The 17263-nt window shown below is 61.9% G+C and carries 19 protein-coding genes; 11 read left to right on the top strand and 8 right to left on the bottom strand.

Annotation, left to right across the window (positions count from 1 at the left end; all coding sequences use genetic code 11):
- Window positions 1-45: 45 nt before the first annotated feature.
- Window positions 46-1116 (top strand): hypothetical protein, encoded by a 1071-nt coding sequence (locus NP_RS07245; RefSeq protein WP_049939561.1) that lies wholly within the window; start codon window positions 46-48, stop codon window positions 1114-1116.
- A 10-nt stretch (window positions 1117-1126) separates the two neighbouring features.
- Here NP_RS07245 and NP_RS07240 read toward each other — a convergent pair whose 3' ends face one another.
- Window positions 1127-1807, bottom strand: coding sequence for a type 1 glutamine amidotransferase (locus NP_RS07240; protein WP_011323179.1), 681 nt, complete (start codon window positions 1805-1807; stop codon window positions 1127-1129).
- Between the two features lie 116 nt (window positions 1808-1923).
- On the opposite strand from NP_RS07240, the gene NP_RS07235 reads away from it, so the two are divergent.
- Genes NP_RS07235 through NP_RS07225 form a run of 3 tightly spaced genes read left to right on the top strand, consistent with a single transcriptional unit; the run spans window position 1924 to window position 4187 of the window.
- Complete coding sequence (locus tag NP_RS07235) at window positions 1924-2607, top strand: Bax inhibitor 1 family protein (RefSeq protein WP_011323178.1); 684 nt, start codon at window positions 1924-1926, stop codon at window positions 2605-2607.
- 57 nt (window positions 2608-2664) lie between these two features.
- Complete coding sequence (thyA, locus tag NP_RS07230; RefSeq protein WP_011323177.1) at window positions 2665-3693, top strand: thymidylate synthase; 1029 nt, start codon at window positions 2665-2667, stop codon at window positions 3691-3693.
- The gene (locus tag NP_RS07225; RefSeq protein WP_011323176.1) at window positions 3690-4187 is read left to right on the top strand and encodes a dihydrofolate reductase; all 498 of its coding nucleotides are present in this window, start codon (window positions 3690-3692) and stop codon (window positions 4185-4187) included. Before thyA ends, NP_RS07225 begins: the two co-directional genes overlap by 4 nt.
- Here NP_RS07225 and NP_RS07220 read toward each other — a convergent pair.
- The 3 genes from NP_RS07220 to NP_RS07210 form a co-directional block, all read right to left on the bottom strand.
- On the bottom strand, window positions 4184-5788 hold the full coding sequence (locus NP_RS07220) for a potassium channel family protein (protein WP_011323175.1): 1605 nt from the start codon (window positions 5786-5788) through the stop codon (window positions 4184-4186). The genes NP_RS07225 and NP_RS07220 overlap by 4 nt on opposite strands.
- Before the next feature lie 87 nt (window positions 5789-5875).
- Window positions 5876-7090: a DNA polymerase IV gene (gene dinB / locus NP_RS07215; protein ID WP_011323174.1), complete on the bottom strand. Its 1215-nt coding sequence runs from the start codon at window positions 7088-7090 to the stop codon at window positions 5876-5878.
- Between the two features lie 31 nt (window positions 7091-7121).
- Window positions 7122-7394 carry a hypothetical protein gene (locus NP_RS07210; protein ID WP_065813958.1) on the bottom strand — a complete coding sequence of 91 codons (273 nt, stop codon included), beginning with the start codon at window positions 7392-7394 and terminating at the stop codon, window positions 7122-7124.
- 287 nt (window positions 7395-7681) lie between these two features.
- Between NP_RS07210 and NP_RS14395 the strand changes: the two genes are divergently transcribed.
- The 6 genes from NP_RS14395 (at window position 7682) to NP_RS07180 (ending at window position 13933) form a co-directional block, all read left to right on the top strand.
- A complete protein-coding gene (locus NP_RS14395) occupies window positions 7682-8458 on the top strand; it encodes a hypothetical protein (protein ID WP_148215440.1) in 777 nt (258 codons plus the stop codon).
- Between the two features lie 15 nt (window positions 8459-8473).
- Window positions 8474-9508 carry a type II/IV secretion system ATPase subunit gene (locus NP_RS14390; RefSeq protein ID WP_049939559.1) on the top strand — a complete coding sequence of 345 codons (1035 nt, stop codon included), beginning with the start codon at window positions 8474-8476 and terminating at the stop codon, window positions 9506-9508.
- A complete protein-coding gene (locus NP_RS07195; protein ID WP_011323171.1) occupies window positions 9505-11523 on the top strand; it encodes a type II secretion system F family protein in 2019 nt (672 codons plus the stop codon). The genes NP_RS14390 and NP_RS07195 overlap by 4 nt, the downstream gene beginning before the upstream one ends.
- A gap of 2 nt (window positions 11524-11525) precedes the next feature.
- The gene (locus NP_RS07190; RefSeq protein ID WP_011323170.1) at window positions 11526-12647 is read left to right on the top strand and encodes an Ig-like domain-containing protein; all 1122 of its coding nucleotides are present in this window, start codon (window positions 11526-11528) and stop codon (window positions 12645-12647) included.
- Between the two features lie 87 nt (window positions 12648-12734).
- On the top strand, window positions 12735-13343 hold the full coding sequence (locus tag NP_RS07185; protein ID WP_011323169.1) for a response regulator: 609 nt from the start codon (window positions 12735-12737) through the stop codon (window positions 13341-13343).
- Entirely contained in the window at window positions 13340-13933 is a 594-nt protein-coding gene (locus NP_RS07180; RefSeq protein ID WP_011323168.1) for a DUF7504 family protein, read from the top strand. The genes NP_RS07185 and NP_RS07180 overlap by 4 nt, the downstream gene beginning before the upstream one ends.
- A gap of 5 nt (window positions 13934-13938) precedes the next feature.
- Here the strand turns inward: NP_RS07180 and NP_RS07175 are convergent, their stop codons facing one another.
- Window positions 13939-14757, bottom strand: a complete 819-nt coding sequence (locus tag NP_RS07175; RefSeq protein ID WP_011323167.1) for an HD domain-containing protein — start codon at window positions 14755-14757, stop codon at window positions 13939-13941.
- 42 nt (window positions 14758-14799) lie between these two features.
- A complete protein-coding gene (locus tag NP_RS07170; RefSeq protein ID WP_011323166.1) occupies window positions 14800-15279 on the bottom strand; it encodes a redoxin domain-containing protein in 480 nt (159 codons plus the stop codon).
- Between the two features lie 111 nt (window positions 15280-15390).
- On the opposite strand from NP_RS07170, the gene NP_RS07165 reads away from it, so the two are divergent.
- Window positions 15391-15591, top strand: a complete 201-nt coding sequence (locus tag NP_RS07165; protein ID WP_011323165.1) for a hypothetical protein — start codon at window positions 15391-15393, stop codon at window positions 15589-15591.
- A 21-nt stretch (window positions 15592-15612) separates the two neighbouring features.
- On the opposite strand, the gene NP_RS07160 is transcribed toward NP_RS07165, so the two are convergent.
- Window positions 15613-15843, bottom strand: a complete 231-nt coding sequence (locus NP_RS07160) for a DUF7385 family protein (protein ID WP_011323164.1) — start codon at window positions 15841-15843, stop codon at window positions 15613-15615.
- 64 nt (window positions 15844-15907) lie between these two features.
- On the bottom strand, window positions 15908-17128 hold the full coding sequence (locus NP_RS07155; protein WP_011323163.1) for a CBS domain-containing protein: 1221 nt from the start codon (window positions 17126-17128) through the stop codon (window positions 15908-15910).
- Window positions 17129-17263: the final 135 nt, after the last annotated feature.

Here is a 17263-nt window from a genome sequence, read left to right as displayed (position 1 = left end):
CATCATCATTTTAATATGCGTCTTTGCCCTACACGCAGTCGAGAGATGTCCTCCCACGCCTCGACCCGTCGGCGGCTGCTCGTTGCCCTCGGTTCCGGCATCGCAGTCGGTGCTGCCGGGTGCAGCGAAGCCGAAGAGCTGCTTGACGACGCCCCCAACGACGAGCCCGACCCCGAGAACGGAGACACGCCGACGGATGTCGACGGCGAGGACACACCGGACCCCGACCCCGAGAACGGAGACACGCCGGACGACACGGAAGACCCAGAGACGCCCGAGGAGCCAGACCTACAGACGCGCGAAGAGGAGCTTCCGGAGCTGATTCGGGAGACGATACAGTCGAGCCGCGGATACATCCAAGAGGCGATTTCGGTCTACGCTGCCGGGGGCGAGTTCGATAGCACGGAGCCGCCGCTGCTTTCGGTTCCCCTCGTCGACCCCGTCGACCGAATCGATGTCCAGCGCGAGCTCGACGACGCCGACGCACGGCTCGAAAGTGCCGTCAGCCGGGCAGACAGACAGAACGTCGACGATGAGCCGTTCCAGCGGCTCGTCGAGTTGCTAGAAGCCGAAATCAGTTTCCTCTTTGTCGCCGCCGAAACCCACGCGGCGCTGGCAGACGGCTTCGAACTCGTCGAGGAGACTGTCGACCTAGCCGACCAGAACGCCTACGGGCTGGCCGATGACCGACACGACGAACTCGGTGAGCTACTGGCAGCGACAACAGCAGACGCCGAGGTGGCCGCCGCTCGGGCCGACCCCATCGTCGCCGCCACCGACGAGGAACGCGAGGCGCTGGAGAGCCCGCACCACCCCGAACTCGCTTCGCGGCTCGAAGCGGGCGCTGAAGCGCTTTCGGAGTATCACGACACCTTCGAGAGCTTCGCGGAGACGCTCTCGACGCTCGATGACGCCGCGACGGCCAGCGACGACGACGAAGCGCTGGCGCTGTCACAAATCGCTATCGACGACCTCGAAACGGTCGAGTCGGAACTGGAAGCCGTGGATATCCCGGCCGGCGTCGAGCCGCTGCATACGGACTTGGAGGGGTACATCAACGAACGACTCGAAGAGGCACGCGAGATTCGCGACGAGGCCGCGGCCGCGCTGGACTGAGAGCCACCGTTCACGGGCTGTCGGCGGCTGCGGGAGCCGACTCGGCCATCGATTTGAAGTTCTCAAAAACCACCGCAGCGGTCACGTCGCCGAACGACCACCGGCCCGACTCCCAGCCGAAGTCCTCGGTCAGCCGCGGCTCAAGCGCGGCGGTGATTTCGGGATGGAACTGGACGGTCCACAGCGGTGCCGACTGGTGTCGACTCGCGAAGATGTCCGCGTGTGGCGCTGTTGCGATGGATTCCATCCCATCGCCGAGGGCTGTCACCGCGTCGCCGTGGAGCGCTGGAACGACGGGAGCGACACCCTCGAACAAGGGCTGGTGGTCGAGGTCGGCCTCGACGAGCCCTGCGGTCATCCCGACGTGTTCTACCGTTCCACCGAGGGCGGCGTTGGCTATCTGGTGGCCGAAGCACACCCCAAGCGTTGGTACCGACCGCTCGACGAGCCGTCTGACGAGCGCCTGCTGGTCATCGACCCACGGATACTGCTCCGGCTCGTAGACGGCAGCCGTACTGCCCGTCAGCACGACGGCGGCCGCTGAATCGACCGGCACCCGCTCGCCAGCCGGGTAGTCGATTTCGGTCGCTGTCGGGAACCGCGAGGCCAAGGCGTCGCAATGGTAGGTGCGTTCCTCGTCGGGTTCGCTTTTTACGACGTATATCTCTTTGCCGTCGAATTTAGTTCGCATATGTTTCCGTATCACTGTCTACATCGAACGCACTTTATGTTCCCGCCGCCGACAACGGTCGCCGCAGTCAGTCCAAAAGCGAGCAGCTTTATATATTGTCGTCTGAACGCCCGAACATGGACGGTCTCACCGCACGACGACAGCGGACGGCACATCCGAAGTTCCGCCGTGTCGCGGCACCAGCGGCGGCGCTTGTGGGCGTCAACATCCTGCTGATGTATCTCGTCGCAGCGACGCCGCTTGCGGTCGCCAACGACCTGCTCTTTCAGGTTCCGATACTCGGCCTGCTCGTCTACGGTGCGGCGCTGACCGGCGGCAGCATTCTCGCCGAGCGGGGCCTCGAATCGGGGTCGATGGAACTCGCGGCCGTCGGCGTCGTCCTGCTGCAGGTCGCCTACGCGCTCTTCGGCGGCGGTATCATCGCCGGCCTTGGTGGGGGTACACGTGGGGTCGCTCTCGGCATCGCGTTCGTGGTGACGCTGGCGATGACCATCGGCATCGCTGCCTACGTCTATCGCCGCGGCGGCAGCTACGACCACTGGGGACGGTGGGCGCTCGGCGCGTTCATCCTCGGGGCCCTGCTTGTCGCCGTTGGCTCGGCCATTCCGGCCGTGCTGCTTGGCGGATTCGTCGCCATCTTCGCCGGCTTCACGCTCCGCCTCGGCTACGAAATCTGGCAGGTTAGCGCCAACTACGCCCCCGATAAGTCGCTCCGGCACGCGGTCGGCATCTACGTGGCGTTTACGGGTGTCTTCGTCCACGTCCTCCAGATAGTCGCCCGGCAGTTCCTGCAGGAGTGATGTCGGGAGCTGAATAATCACCTATTAGCCCTTCGGGTACAACCCCTCCAGTATCGAATGCAACAGTACCACGACCTCGTTTCGGATGTCCTCGCCGGCGGGACCCACAAGCCGAACCGGACCGGCGTCGACACTATCGCTTCTTTCAGCCACCACTACGAAGTCGACCTCGGAGCGGGCTTTCCGCTTTTGACGACAAAACGGATGGACGGCTATCGCTGGAACTCGCTCATCCACGAGCTACTGTGGTATCTCTCGGGCGAAGAACACATTCGCACGCTGCGCGAGGAGACAAAAATATGGGACGCGTGGGCCGACGACGAGGGCCATCTCGACACCGCTTACGGGCGGTTTTGGCGTCGGTTCCCGGTTCCGGACGAGCCGGCGCGGCTGCCCGGCGAGAGCTGGCCCGACGACAGCCACCGCTGGACGACGACCGAAACGACGCCCGACGGCACCGAACGACAGGTGTTCGACCAGCTCGCGTACGTGCTCGATACGCTCGAAGAGAACCCACACTCCCGGCGGCTCGTCGTCAACGCGTGGCATCCGGCCAACGCCGCTGTCTCAACGCTGCCGCCGTGCCACTACACCTTTGTCTTCAACGTACAGGGCGACCAGTTGAACGTCCATCTCACCCAGCGGTCCGGCGACATCGCGCTGGGGGTCCCGTTCAACCTCGCCGCGTACTCGCTTTTGGCACACGCCGTCGCCAACCGGACTGCGTTCGAGGTCGGCTCCTTCGGTCACACCATCGTTGACGCACATATTTACTGCGGTGCCGGCGACCGCGGCGCATGGTATGCCGACAAGCTCCCAGCACTACAGGACCGCCTCAACGACATCGACGACCGCGAGGAGTACGTTGATGTCCGCGAGTGGCTCGAATCGGAGGCTCCGGCCGAGGCCGACGACGAGGGAGGGCTGGACCACGTCCCCGGACTACTGACGCAGCTTTCGCGCTCGCCGCGTGACCGCCCCGAAATCGAGGTCGCCGACCGGCCGCTTGATGACCTCGAATACGATGACGTACAGCTACACGACTACGACCCGGCGCCGGGCATTTCCTTTTCGGTTGCAGAATGAAGCTGGTGCTCATCGCTGCGGTCGCGGAAAACGGCGTCATCGGCACCGACGGCGAGATGCCGTGGCACTACCCGGAAGACCTGAAGCGGTTCAAGGAGACGACAATGGGCCATCCGGTCATCATGGGTCGGACGACGTACGAATCTATCACCGGCCAGCTTGGTGGTCCCCTGCCCGGTCGGACGAATATTGTCCTTTCTTCGCGAGAGTCGCTTCCCATTCCGGAAGAAGTCGTCCACGCTCGGGACATCGAAGCAGCGCTTTCGGCTGCGGAAGACGCTCTCGACGCCGACAAACAGACGGTCTACGTCGCCGGCGGCGCGACCGTCTACGAGCAGTGTCTCGACCGTGCCGACGAACTCCGGATAACCGAAGTTCCGGAGTCACCTGACGGCGACACCTACTTTCCTGCCATCGGCGACGAGTGGACAGCAACCGAGCGCGAGGCCGGCGACGAGGTGGCGTTCGTCAGATACGAGCGAGCCGGGGATTAAGCCTCAATAACATCGATTGCCGCATCGCTGCCGACAACTAGCAGCTCATCATCGTCTTGGAGTCGGACGTTGTCGTTGATGTCAGTTATGAATTCGCCGTTCCGGTTGACGGCAACGACAGCACAGTCGGTTTCCGCGATGATGGTCTCCGAGAGCCGGGCACCGTCCAGCTTTGATGCGTCAAGCCGAACGATTTTCAGCTGTCGGTCGTAGGTGAGAATCTCCTCCTGAAGCACCTCCAAGGCCAGCATTCGCCCGCTGATCTCCGGGAGGCTAAGCACATACCCCGCACCGGCTCGACGGACCTTCGTAGTGCTTTCCGGTTCGTTCACCCGGACGAGAATGTCGGTACTGTCGACGAGTTCGTTCGCAACGAGCACCGAAAGAATGGCCTGGTCGTCGTCGTGGAGCGCGACGACGAAAGCCGTCGCATCCTCGATGCCAGCCTCCCGAAGCGTTTCGGGACGCGTCGCGTCACCCACGACATCGATGTCGTCGCCGTTCTCGATGTCGACAACTGTACAGTCAGCGGTCGTCGTCTGAAGCTCCTTGGCGACTGTCGAGCCGACCATCCCGTACCCGGCGATGACGACGTTGACATCCTGTTCACGTCCGGCGTAGGTTTCGCTTTCGAGGTCGCTGAGCGCCGACTCGGTCCCGGCAATGAGGAGCACGGTATCCTCGTCAACGATGGTTTCCGGGTTCGGGTTCGGAACGAAGCGTCCGCCCTGCCAAATGCTGGGGACCACCACCGATTCGTTCCGGGCCTCGATATCCACCAACCGGTCGCCACAGATGGGGCTGTCGGCGAAAACTGTCAGCTCCAGCAGTGCAGTCCCGTTGCCAAGACTGATTGTGTCACTGGCCCCGGGGCTTACCTCGGTCGAAATGCGCCTAGCGAGTCGCTGCCCGAGCAACTGCCGCGGTGTCAACACCTCATCGGCACCGGCGTATTCGAGGTACTGTTCGAACTCCCCGTCGCTCGCCAGCACGATTGTCCGCGTCTGTTCATCGATTTCGCGGATAGCCAAGACGACGCTCGCCGCATGGTCGTCGGCAGTGTCGACGACCACCGCTCGGGCGTCTTCGAGGCTGGCTGCTTCGAGCGTTTCGACCGACGAGAGGTCACCGTAGACGGTGGGATGGCCCTCGTCGTGTAGCTCAAGCGCTTCGGATTCGGAGTCGACGACGACGGCGTAATCGATGTTCCGCGAGCGGAACTCGTCGATGAGTCGCTCGCCCTGCTGGGCGACGCCGCAGACGACGACGTGGTTGCTCGCATCAACAGCGTCGGGAACCTCCGGGGACAGCGACTCTTCCAGCACCGGCTGGAAGACGTATGGGAGGATGATGAAAAGCAGCAGGAAGGTAGAGAGGTCAACGAAGATGATAAACAGGTTCGCCAGCGGCGTCATCCACGGCGAGTCGGAGCCGAACCCGGTTCCGGTGTACGTCTCGACGATAATCTGTAGCGACCGGAAGTAGCTGCGGGGTTGGCCCTCCATGACCACCATGATGTAGTGGTAGACGAGCGACGTAGCGACAACGAGTAAAACGATAGCGAGAACCGTCTTGAGCGCGCGACGCTTCCAGAGGTCCATGCCGGAGCACGTGCCCGGCACCGTTAAGAAGCTATCTACCGTCGGCCGAGAGCCCCGACAATGCTGTGGCGCCTCCGCTGCTGGCAGCTACTCGAACTGAGAGAGTTCAAGCTGCGTGTCGGTCTCTCCAGAGCGCCGCACGTGCGACAAGCGGACGGGCTCTTGGTCCGCCGTCCCGTCGGCCCACTGACCGAGCGTCGCCTGCTCGCGGTCGTCAAAAGAGAGATTCGAAACCCGGACACCGAGCTTCCGAACGGCGGGGTCGTCGAATTCCGCAAGCAAGTCGACGGCGATCTCTTCGACCAGCTTGGGGTCATCGACCGGTCCGGAAAGCGAGCGTTCACGGGTGTGTACGTCGAACGGCGGCTCGACGACCTTGATACCGACAGTGCGGTAGAGGGCGTCCTTCGCGGTCGCTCGCTCTGTGACATCGGCGGCGAGGGCGGTGAGCTTCCGACGCTTCCTGTCGCCGTCGTCGGTCGGCTTCGGGAACGCCGACTCGCTGGAGAGGCTCTTCGGACGGCCTTTCGGTTCGACGACACGGTCGTCCTCGCCGCGAGCCTGTCGGTAGATGTCCCGGCCACGCTCGCCGAAGGCGTCTACGAGCGCCGTTTCGTCGGCCGCGGCGACATCACCGGCCGTCTCGTACCCGCGCTCGCGGAGTTCCGCCGCCGTTACCGGGCCAACACCGTGTAGCTCTGCGACCGGTATCGGTTTGAGGAATGTCGCCACTGAATCGGGGTCGACGATGACCAGCCCGTCTGGCTTTTCTGCGTCGGAGGCGAGTTTCGCGGTCGCCATCGTCGGTGCGATGCCGACTGATGCGACGACGCCGGCGGCCGCCTCGATATCGGCTTTGAGCTGTCGGCCGAACGCTTCGGCGTCGTCCCACGCGAGGTCTCCGAGGTCGAGGTAGGCCTCGTCGATAGAGACGTTCCGGACGGTTTCGGCGGTGTCATCGAGGACCGCCTGAACGTCTTCGCTGACCGACTCGTAGTATGCCATATCGACGGGACGGTAGTAGCCGGTCCCGGCCTCGCCGCTCTCGCTGTCTGTACGTTGTGGAAGCCGCTTTAGTGCCTCGGAGATAGCCATCGCCGACTCGACGCCGTGCTCGCGGGCTTCGTAGCTCGCCGTCGCAACGGCCCCATGGTCGGCTCCCGGCTCATACCCCATCCCGACCACCACCGGCTCGTCACGGAGCTTCGGCTCCCGGAGCCGCTCGCAGGCCGCATAGAAACAGTCGACATCGACGTGGCAGACGACCTGCCGTCGCGGGTCGACCCCCGGCAACTGCGGCATACTGGAATCTACCGACGCCGCCAGTATAAGCCTATTCGAAGCCGGCCCGCGGTCGACTGTCGCCGCCGTCGTTTGCTTCGGACGCCGCGGCCGAAAGCGGGATACCGCCCAGAAGCGCTGCCACGACGAGCAGCGACGCCGAGAGCACGACGAAGTCGCCGCTCGGGTCGTATCCGGCCAGCCCCGCCCCCGTCGAGACGACAAAAACGGTGACGTAGAAGGCGACGATACCGAGCAGTACGAGCACGGCGAAGGTCAGTGCTGTCCGTGCAAGCCCGGCGAGGAGTCGCATCATCCGGCTCATGCTATCGGCCATTTGCCGCCCCAATACAAGAGTCTGACCGCCGAAACCGTACAGCGGCAGGCGGGAAGAAGTCACTCAACGACGCTACGCGTGGTGTATGAAACTCTAATTTAGTTTATTATCTTAACAATCCGCCAGAGATATAACCAGCGGGGAAAGAGCACTACCAACGTGGGTTCGTCTCACACGCTAGCGCACGGCTGGGTGGGTCGCATTGGAGCCGAGAACAGTAGCGATGCCGAGACCGAACCGTATATTCGGAGCGCCGAACGCTAACCATGGGGAACATGAACGACGAGTCGGGGGCAGAGGAGCCGCCGACCACGGACGGCGGAACAGTACAGGAATCAGACGACAGCTCGGGCGGGTTCAATTGGGTTGACTCGATACCGTCGATGCGTGGTGACGACGATGACGAGTCGGCCCCCGAGGCGGCGGAATCGACACCCCAGCGAACCTCCGACCGGTCGCTCGTCACGGACCACCCGATAAAGGGTGAGATTCTCCGGGAAGTCGACCGACACTTCGACGCTGCTGACCTCGATGAGTCGTTCGCGGAGCGACCGGACACGGAGTTCATCAGGAGCCATTTCTTCGACTTCTCGTACCTAGATACTCACGAGGAAGTCGAGCGGATGTGGGTCGACAAGCCGTACGCATACGTCTCCGTGCTCCGGCGGCACAACGAGGACAAGTACCGGTACTACGTCCACGAGCCGCACCTCTCGGAGTTCGAGGAATACGTCCGCGAGGACCTCGTAAAGATACTCCGAAACAGCCTGATGTATCAGGACCTAGAAGCCGACGACGACCGGGAGACGATTTTCGAGGAGAAGGCCAAAGAAATCATCTCCGACCACGCGTCGGCGACTATCGACGACGGCTCGCTGCTGAAAATCAAGTATTATCTGCTCAGGGACTTCGTCCATCTCGGCCGCATCGAGCCGCTCATGTCGGACCCGAACATCGAGGACATCTCCTGTGACGGCGTCGACATTCCGATCTACGTCTATCACACCGAACACCGGGACCTCGAAACGAACATCACCTTCGACAAGAACTAACTGTCGTCGTTCGCGTTGCGGCTCTCACAGCAGGCCGGCGAACAGGTATCCGTCTCAGAGCCGCTCGTCGACGGCACGCTGCCGGACGGCTCCCGGGTCCAACTCACGTTCGGCTCCGATATCGCAACCCGCGGGTCGAACTTCACCATCCGGAAGTTCGCCGATATCCCGTTCACGCCGGTCGATCTCATCCAGAACGGGACGTTCAGCGTCGAACAGATGGCGTATTTTTGGCTCGTCATCGGGCACAACCGGTCGCTCATCTTCGCTGGCGGAACTGGTTCGGGGAAGACGACGTCGATGAACGCCGTCTCGATGTTCATTCCCGAGGATTCGAAGGTCGTTTCTATCGAAGACACCCGCGAGATCACGCTGCCGCACGAAAACTGGATTCAGAGCCTCACTCGGGACTCAATCGCCTCCGACGGTCGCGGCGAAGTCTCGATGTATGAGCTTCTACAGGCGTCGCTCCGACAGCGCCCCGAGTATATTCTCGTTGGTGAGATACGGACCGAAAAGAACGTCGCCTTCACCTTCTTCCAGTCCATCGGAACTGGTCACACCGCCTACAGTACAATCCACGCCGAAAGCGTCGAGGGCGTGCTCAACCGGCTTGAGAACAAGCCGCTGAACGTCCCGACGCAGATGATCTTGGAGCTCGATGTCATCTGCATTCAGAAACAGACGTTCAAAGGCGACGACCGAGTGCGACGCAACGACGGCGTCACGGAACTGCTGGCTGGCGACGACGGCGGTGACTCCGTCCGCGCCATCGACATTTTCGACCGCGACGCCAACGCCGACAGTTTCCACCGGGTGAACAACTCCCACGTGCTGCAGGACATCGCCGACAACCGCGGCTGGTCGGGCAAAGAGCTCGCCCAACAGCAGCGGGACCGCCGTGAGTTCCTTCAGTACCTCGTCGACAACGACATTTCGGGATACCACGAGGTCACCAGCGGCATCCACAAGTTCGGCAAGAAACAAGACGAGCTCATGGCGAAGGTCCGTGACGGCACGCTGACCGCACGCGACCTCCTCAACGAATGAGCCAACCGGACCTCGAAGAGGCCGCTCCGGTTCCGGACTACGAGCTAGAGCAGTACTTCCCGGAACGGCACGACCTCTCGGAAGCCGACCAAGAGCGGCTCCGGGACCAGCACGGCTACGTCCGCACCTGGTTCCTGATGAACCCCGACCGGTTCCGCCAGCTCCAGCGGTGGCTCAATCAGGCCCGGATGGGCCATACCTACGACATCTACCTGACCAAGGTCGTCCTGTACACCGTTGTCGCGGCTGTCATCGGGCTGCTTGTTGGCGGAACGCTTGCGGTGGCGCTCTCGGCGGGTGGCATCTGGGCTGGGCTCGGCCTTTCGGCTGGTCCGGTGACGACGCTGCTCAACAGTCTCATCGTTGTCGGCACCGTCGGCCTCTTCGCCGGCGGGACGCTCATGGCCGGCTACTACTATCCGTGGTTCCGCAAGGACACCCGCAAGCGGAATATCGACGTTATGCTGCCCCACGCCATCGTCTACATGTACGCGCTGAGCCACGGCGGGATGAACACCTTCGAGGTGATGGAGGAACTGGCCGAGGCAGACGAGGTCTACGGAGCCGTCTCCGACGAGTTCGATATGATTGTCCGCGACGTCGAGCTGTTCGGCAACGACCTCTTTGCGGCGCTGCGGGACGCCCGCAACCTCACCCCCAGCGAGAACCTCGAACAGTTCCTCGACGATACGATTTCCGTTGTCGACTCCGGCAGCGACTTCTCGGCCTTCCTTGAGGACGAAGCCGAGACCTACATGGAGGAAGCCAGAGAAGAACAGGAGAATTTCCTCTCGACGCTTTCGATTCTCTCCGAGATTTACATCGTCGTCTTCGTCGCTGCGCCGCTTTTCGTCATCGTCATGCTGCTGATGGTGACGCTGCTCGGCGGCGGTGCCATCGCGATGGCGCAGTTCATTATCTATCTGTGTCTTCCACTGGCGATGCTGCTGTTTATTCTGTTTGTCGACGTACTCTCTGCGCCGTACGCACAGCACGACTTCGACCTCGAAATCGAGGACATCGACACCGACCGCGAATGGAGCCGGCTCCTCAAGTCGGAGCAGAAATATCAGGAGTACGAGTCGCGCAAGCGCAAGCAGGCCCGCCGGGAAATGCTCGGTCGGCCGATACAGTACATCAAAGCACAGGACCCGCTGTTGTCGCTTGCCGTCTCGGTGCCGCTGTCGCTTGTGGCTCTTGTCGTTGTCGTCGCTACCGGTGCGGTCCCGCTTTCGGTTGCGGGGCTGCTCGATGCCCCCATCCGGTCGACGACGTTGCTCTTCGTCCTGCCGTTCCTCGTGGCAACGGTGCCGCTGATGGTGCTCTACGAGCGAGAGCGCCGACGGGAGCAGAAAATCAACGAGCGGTTCCCCGACACGCTGAACATCCTTTCGAGCGCGAACCAGATGGGGATTCCACTCGTCGAGGCGCTGAACCTCGTCTCCCGATGGAGCGAGGGCGTCCTCGGCAAGGAGCTCCGGATGGTCAGAAACGACATCCGCTGGAACCACGACGTCGAACGGTCGCTGCTGAAATTCGCCAATCGGCTCGACGTTCCACAGGTTACCCGGACGATGAAGCTGCTGGCAAAAGGCAACCACGCCTCCAGCGACCTTTCGAAAATCATCTCGATTGCCGCCGAAGACACGAGGAACCGCTACGAAATCGAGCGAAAACGGCGCAACGAGATGAACGCGTACATGGCCATCGTCATCATCGGCTTCCTCGTCTATCTGGCTGTGGTGGTGTTGCTCGACGTGAGCTACCTGACGCCGATAAGCGAAGAGCTCACCGGCACCGAAGAGGTCAGTACTGAGGCCGGTGCGGGCGGCTTCGGCGACGTACAGGAGGTCCCCGTCGACCTGTTCCGGACGGTCTTTTTCCACTCGGCGCTCATCCAGGGCATCGGTAGCGGGCTGCTCGCCGGCAAGCTTGCCGAAAACAGCATCGTCTCGGGGCTGAAATACAGCGTCGGCCTCGTCGCAGTCACCGTCGCGGTCTTCATGCTCATCTAACCATGTCGCTTACAACAGACACCAGAGGCGTATCGGAGGTCGTCGGCGCAATCCTGCTTTTCGGGTTGCTTGTCGCCGTGCTTGCGATACTCCAGACACAAGCTATCCCGACCGCAAACGAGGAAATCGAGTTCAACCACAACCAAGAGGTCCAAAACGACCTCATCGAGTTCCAAGAGGCGGCCTCCCGGACGGCAGCCCACGGGACGACCGAATCGGTCGGCATCCGTGCCGGTACGACCTACCCCTCGCGGTTGCTGTTCTTCAACCCGCCGAACCCTGCCGGAACGGTTCGGACGGTCGAAGACGGTGAGGTGACAATTGAGAACGTCGAGGCCACCGACGATATCATCCGTGATGCGCACATCGACGGTGAAATAGACGAACTCGAAACCAGCCGTATCGAATACGAACCGATATACAACGAGTATCAGAACCCACCGGTGACCGCGCTCGAATACGGCATCCTGTATAACAGCTTCCCTGACGCACAGGTCGTCGAAAACACTGGTGCGGTCGTCAGCGGCAACAACATCAACCTCATGTTCTATGCTGGCGACGTTTCACAGGCTACAAGCGGCTCGATTACGCTCGATACGATTCCAGCGAGCGCGCCGTCACGAACGGTCACGGTAGAACCGACCGATGATATTGAAATTACAGTACCGAGCAACCTCGATGCTACCGAGTGGGAAGAAACCGTGTTCGAGGACGAGGACGCTGTTACGGTCAGCGACTCGGGTGACGACATTGTCATCGAAATCGACGAGGACGCCCACGAAAACTTTGAGCTACGGATGTCACAGGTCGGGGTCGGGAGCGCCGTCGCCTCGGCGGATGCAGAATACATCTACCCGACTGAGACCGGTAACGCAGTAACAGTCGACGAAGACGAAACGGTGGAGATACCGATCGAAGTACGAGACAGGTACAACAACCCTGTAAGCGGCGTTGAATTGGAGTACGAGGCCAACGAGGGCGATGCAAGTGGCCCAGCTGCGACCGACGCTAACGGGCAAGCAATCGTCACGTACGAAGCCAGCGACGAGGACGACACAATAACCATTGACGCACCTGATGCGGGTGCAGTTGACGAATTCGATATCGATGTAACCGTCAATTAGCGTGGGTTTCAGTCGTTTGCTTCTGTTTCACCACGCGATTGTTCCCGGAATACATATCACATAGCCTCTCAAAACGGTGCACAAAGGATGGCCGATGGAGATGACAAACCGACGGTCCTCGTCGTCGAAGACGAGCGTGCCCTCATCGAACTCTACGTTCGGTGGCTCGAAAACGACTACGAGGTCCTGACTGCGACGGGTGGGGAGGAAGCCCTCGAACAGTTCCGCGACGACATTGACGTTGCACTTTTGGACCGGCTAATGCCCGGCATGAGCGGTGACGAGGTGCTCGAACACCTCCGAGAGGAGGTCCCGGATTGTAAGGTCGCGATGGTAACCGCCGTCGAGCCCGACTTCGACGTTATCTCGATGGGGTTCGACGACTACCTCACAAAGCCTGTCGAGCGCGAGGAACTCGTCGAGACCGTCGAAGGACTGCTCTCGCGGACGGCCTTCGACGAGATCGAGCAGGAACTGTATGCGCTGTCCTCGAAGCAAGCGGCGCTGCGGTCCTCGAAGCCCAAGGAAGAACTCGACGAAAGCGAGGAGTTTAGCGAACTACAGGAGCGCATCGACGAGCTCCGGGGTGACCTCGACGCCGCGATGCCGGACATGGAAGACGACGACTTCGTCGCGATGGTCCGTGATATCGAGGACGGTGAGGACGACGCCGAACGAGGAGGTGACGACGAATGAGCTACTCGACGACTGACCTCGGCAACGCATCGGCCTTCGATGAAGGCGTGAGCCTGCTGATGACCGGTGCGTCGACGGTAACGAACCAGCGGCTCCTCGATGCGGTCGCGCCCGAGGACGGCGAGCGCGCAATTGTCATCACGATGAATATGGGGGCACAGCAGGTCGTCAAGGAGCTCGAACGCCGCGGGGCCGACCGCGACCAGCTCGGGATTATCGACTGTACGAGTACCGAGGCTGATGTCGAGGGCGTGCCGGTTCGGCAGCTAAGCTCACCCGGTGACCTGACGGGTATCAGCCTCGAGTTCGCCAAGCTACTCGACCAAGACAGCGAAGATGAATCCGTCCGTGCCCGTATCGGGTTTGCGTCCGTCTCGACAGCGCTGATGTACGCCGAACTGCGGACGATGTTCCGCTTCCTGCATGTTTTCACTGCCCGTATCCGCTCCGGAGACATGCTCGGCGTCTTCGCGATGGACCCGTCGATGCACGAAGACCAGGCACACAACACCATCCGTGCGGTCTTCGACTGCGAGGCCGAAGTCACGGACGACGACATTACGGTCCGTGGGACCGGCTTCGAAGAATAGACTCGCTACAGCTCGATTCGCTCGATGAGATCTTCTCCGCGGTCGGTGTTGACCGCGACAATGCGGACAAACGATTCGATGCGAGAGTCGTCCAGTTTGTGTTTCAGTAGCTCGTCGACCTGATAGACGCCCGCGGCGTCGGTCATCTCGATTTCGACCATCGCAGGGGTCGACTCGCCGGGGCACAGTGCCACTGACGTGATGGCACGGCTCGAAATGGTGTTGATGCCGCGGCCGCCTTGCTCGTAGGGAATGCGCGAGCGGCCCCGTTCCATGTCCAGCGCGTCGGCGACTCTGACGATGCCGGCCTCCCGAGTCAACGGCTGCTCCTCGCTGTGGTGACAGAGGATGGCGTGCAGGATTTCGCCCTTTAGCCGAACGGTTTCTGCGGGGTCATAATACCCGAGGCCGTCGAGAAACCGGTCAAGGATGTCCGCGGCGAGCGGCAGCGAGTAGTAGGGGTGGTCATCGCGATGCACGACATGGCCGATGTCATGTAGCGTCGCAGCAAGGGCAATAATGACTGCTTCGTCGGCCTCGTCGAGGCCCTGCTGGCGGGCCCCGTCGAATTCGACGCCGCCGGCTTTCAGCAAATCGTACAGCGACAGTGCGGCATTCCGGACGATTTCGATGTGTTTCCTGCCGTGGTCGTTGTATCCCATCCGGTCGACCGGATTGACGTTCTGTGCCGCAAGATACGCCGTTATTTCCTCGTCGTTTTCGATGCGGTCCAGTACCTCATTGACACGTTCGTCCGGGAACGCGTGGTCGGCTTCTGGGTTGTACGTGCGGCCGGTCGCACAGCTGTCAGCAGCCTCGTCCATGCAGTGGCTATCGACGGGCGCAACGAAAAAGCGACGGCTTCCTCAGGCGTCGTTGGCGGCGGCTTCGAGTTCGTCGTAGTCGGGCTCGACGCCGGGGTCGTCGGAGACCCAGCTGTAGGTGACGGTGCCGTCTTCGTCGACGACGAAGACGGACCGCTTTGCGACGCCCTCGATACCGAGGTCCTCGAAGTCCATGACGACATCGTAGGCGTCGATGACTTCCTTGTTGGTGTCGCCGATGAGCGGGAACTCAAGGTCGTTTTGCTCGGCGAACTCGCCGAGCGAGAACGGGGAGTCGATGCTGACGCCGTAGAGGCTCGCCCCGCCGGCTTCGATGTCGTCAAGCCGGTCACGCAGCGTTGTCATCTCGCCGGTGCAAACGCTTGTGAACGCGCCCGGGAAGAACGCCAGCACGACTGGGCCGTCCGCAAGCGCTTCTGAGAGCGTGAACTCGGAAATGTTGCCGTCGGACGTTCGAACCGGTGCCGTAAAGTCGGGTGCGTCGTCGCCTTCTGCTACCATAGTAGTCGGCCCAACGAGGGCCAGCGGGGTGTCCCTTTTGGTTCCGGCCGGTTGCGCCACGACCAACGTGAGGCCGGAAGCTTCAGGGCGCTGCCGCGGCGAGCCGATGGTATGTTCCCGAAGGTTCGGTCGGCCCTGCGGTCGGCGTGGCCGATTCTCGGCTCGCTGTATCTGCTCTATCTGGCGCTGCAGCAGCCGCCAGTCCGGTATGTCGGCATCGGTGGACTGGTCGTCGTTACGCCGCTTCTGGTCGGCTGGGCCGCCGGGACGCTCTTCGGCGTCGGTCCGTGGGCCAACGATGACGACGGCTGAAGCGCTTGGCTGTACCGCCAGTCAGGGTTTGTGGGTAAAGATGAACGCTTGGTCGTCCTCGACGCCGACACAGAGGTCAAGCTGTTTGGAGAGGTTGAGGCTCGTCGGGTTCTGCTTGCAGACGACGAGGTCATCGAACGGTTCCTCACAGGCCGGACAGGCGACAGACACCGTGTTCTGGTAGGACTTGATGGCCGGGTTCTCTTCGCGCGGCGTCAGCGACGCCAGCAGTTCGTCAGTGTCGATGTCCATACGTGATTCTACGTGCCATTCCCCTTGAATCCGCGGGTGGCTGGACCGTGGAGCGACCTCCCGGTTACGATTCCAGCCACCAGCCGAACCGCTTGTCCCAGAACTCCTCGTCGGGGTGCTTTTTCGTCTGTGCGTAGGTCTTGTTGTCTCTGATGCGGCGCTCGAGCGTATCCTTGGCCTCACCGAGCGCGTGGCTCGCACCGTACCCCTCGCCGGACGCCATAAAGAGGCCGCCGTCGGTGTACAGCCGGATGCGGGCGAGCAACAGCGGCGTCCCGCGGCGTGTCTCGTTGTGCTCGTGGAGGTGAATCTTGGCGTCGAGAACGTTCGTTCCGCCGTCCATATCGTCGAAGGCGTCTATCATCGAGACGACCTCGTCGTAGTTCATGTCGTCGAGCAGGTCGGAGCCGTAGAGCTGTACGGCGCGGTTGCCCTCGGCTTCCCACGTCAGCGCATCGAGGATGTCGGTCTTGGTCAGGATACCGTCCGGCTCTCCGTCACGGGTGACAACGAGCGACGAAACGCCCGCATCGAACATCGCCGCAACGGCGTCTTCAAGTGTTTCGTCGGGGGTGACAGTCCGGACCGGCGTGACCATTACGTCGCGTACGGGCAGGTCGAGCAGTCGGTCGCGTTCGCCTTCGCGAGCACCGAACCCGCCGCGACGAGCACGGCCGCTGCTGCTCGATATTTCGCCGCCGAAGGGGTCGGTGCCGCCGGCGTCGCCGCCCTGGCTCTGTGTGGTCGCCCGGACGGCGATGTCGGTCACATCGTAGAGGCTGACAACACCGACTGCAGAGCCCTCATCAACAACCGGTAGGTGTGCGATACGGTTGTCGCGGAACGAGTGCAGTGCCTTTCCGAAAGAGGTCTGTGGCTCAATGGAGATGAGTTCCTCCGAGTAGGCGTCACCGACGGTCGCAGCTTCAAGGAATGACTGGACGGCCTCGAGCAGCTCGTCGGCCGTGACGACGCCGACCATCGAATCGCCCTCGACGACCGGCAGTAGCTGCGTTCCGCTGTCTATCATCAGCCGTGCGACTTCGCGAACGTTTTCGTCCGGGGCGACAGTCGGGGCGTGCCAGACGAGCGACGCGAGCTTTTCTTCCGGCGAATGGTGGGATGTCGTCAGTTGTCGTCGGGTGACAACTCCCACAAGGTCGCCGTCATCGCTGACGACGACGCCTTTGACATCGGGGTCGTCGAAGACGCCGGTGAGCTTCGATACGGGTGTATCGGGGCTGAGCTCCTCGAATTCGGTTGAAACAATGGCTGAAATATCCATGGGTAGTAGTTTGGTGTCCCGTCGGCCGACGGGGCGTGACAGTAGCGGGAGTACAGCGCCCTCCATTAAGTAATCGGTGGTGGTTCCCACCGGCTAGCGGCTGCGCTGCAGTCGTTCCTGTGTATCGGTACACAA

The sequence above is a fragment of the Natronomonas pharaonis DSM 2160 genome (assembly GCF_000026045.1).
GTDB classification, from domain to species: domain Archaea; phylum Halobacteriota; class Halobacteria; order Halobacteriales; family Haloarculaceae; genus Natronomonas; species Natronomonas pharaonis.
The sequence above is the reverse complement of the archived record's forward strand: the minus strand, read 5'-3'. Positions and strand labels throughout refer to the sequence as shown.

Bases quoted from the DNA above. Each gene is read 5' to 3' on its own strand.
- NP_RS07245 (WP_049939561.1), top strand. From the start codon at position 46: ATGTCCTCCCACGCCTCGACCCGTCGGCGGCTGCTCGTTGCCCTCGGT.
- NP_RS07240 (WP_011323179.1), bottom strand. From the start codon at position 1,807: ATGCGAACTAAATTCGACGGCAAAGAGATATACGTCGTAAAAAGCGAA.
- NP_RS07235 (WP_011323178.1), top strand. From the start codon at position 1,924: ATGGACGGTCTCACCGCACGACGACAGCGGACGGCACATCCGAAGTTC.
- thyA (WP_011323177.1), top strand. From the start codon at position 2,665: ATGCAACAGTACCACGACCTCGTTTCGGATGTCCTCGCCGGCGGGACC.
- NP_RS07225 (WP_011323176.1), top strand. From the start codon at position 3,690: ATGAAGCTGGTGCTCATCGCTGCGGTCGCGGAAAACGGCGTCATCGGC.
- NP_RS07220 (WP_011323175.1), bottom strand. From the start codon at position 5,788: ATGGACCTCTGGAAGCGTCGCGCGCTCAAGACGGTTCTCGCTATCGTT.
- dinB (WP_011323174.1), bottom strand. From the start codon at position 7,090: ATGCCGCAGTTGCCGGGGGTCGACCCGCGACGGCAGGTCGTCTGCCAC.
- NP_RS07210 (WP_065813958.1), bottom strand. From the start codon at position 7,394: ATGAGCCGGATGATGCGACTCCTCGCCGGGCTTGCACGGACAGCACTG.
- NP_RS14395 (WP_148215440.1), top strand. From the start codon at position 7,682: ATGAACGACGAGTCGGGGGCAGAGGAGCCGCCGACCACGGACGGCGGA.
- NP_RS07195 (WP_011323171.1), top strand. From the start codon at position 9,505: ATGAGCCAACCGGACCTCGAAGAGGCCGCTCCGGTTCCGGACTACGAG.
- NP_RS07190 (WP_011323170.1), top strand. From the start codon at position 11,526: ATGTCGCTTACAACAGACACCAGAGGCGTATCGGAGGTCGTCGGCGCA.
- NP_RS07185 (WP_011323169.1), top strand. From the start codon at position 12,735: ATGGCCGATGGAGATGACAAACCGACGGTCCTCGTCGTCGAAGACGAG.
- NP_RS07180 (WP_011323168.1), top strand. From the start codon at position 13,340: ATGAGCTACTCGACGACTGACCTCGGCAACGCATCGGCCTTCGATGAA.
- NP_RS07175 (WP_011323167.1), bottom strand. From the start codon at position 14,757: ATGGACGAGGCTGCTGACAGCTGTGCGACCGGCCGCACGTACAACCCA.
- NP_RS07170 (WP_011323166.1), bottom strand. From the start codon at position 15,279: ATGGTAGCAGAAGGCGACGACGCACCCGACTTTACGGCACCGGTTCGA.
- NP_RS07165 (WP_011323165.1), top strand. From the start codon at position 15,391: ATGTTCCCGAAGGTTCGGTCGGCCCTGCGGTCGGCGTGGCCGATTCTC.
- NP_RS07160 (WP_011323164.1), bottom strand. From the start codon at position 15,843: ATGGACATCGACACTGACGAACTGCTGGCGTCGCTGACGCCGCGCGAA.
- NP_RS07155 (WP_011323163.1), bottom strand. From the start codon at position 17,128: ATGGATATTTCAGCCATTGTTTCAACCGAATTCGAGGAGCTCAGCCCC.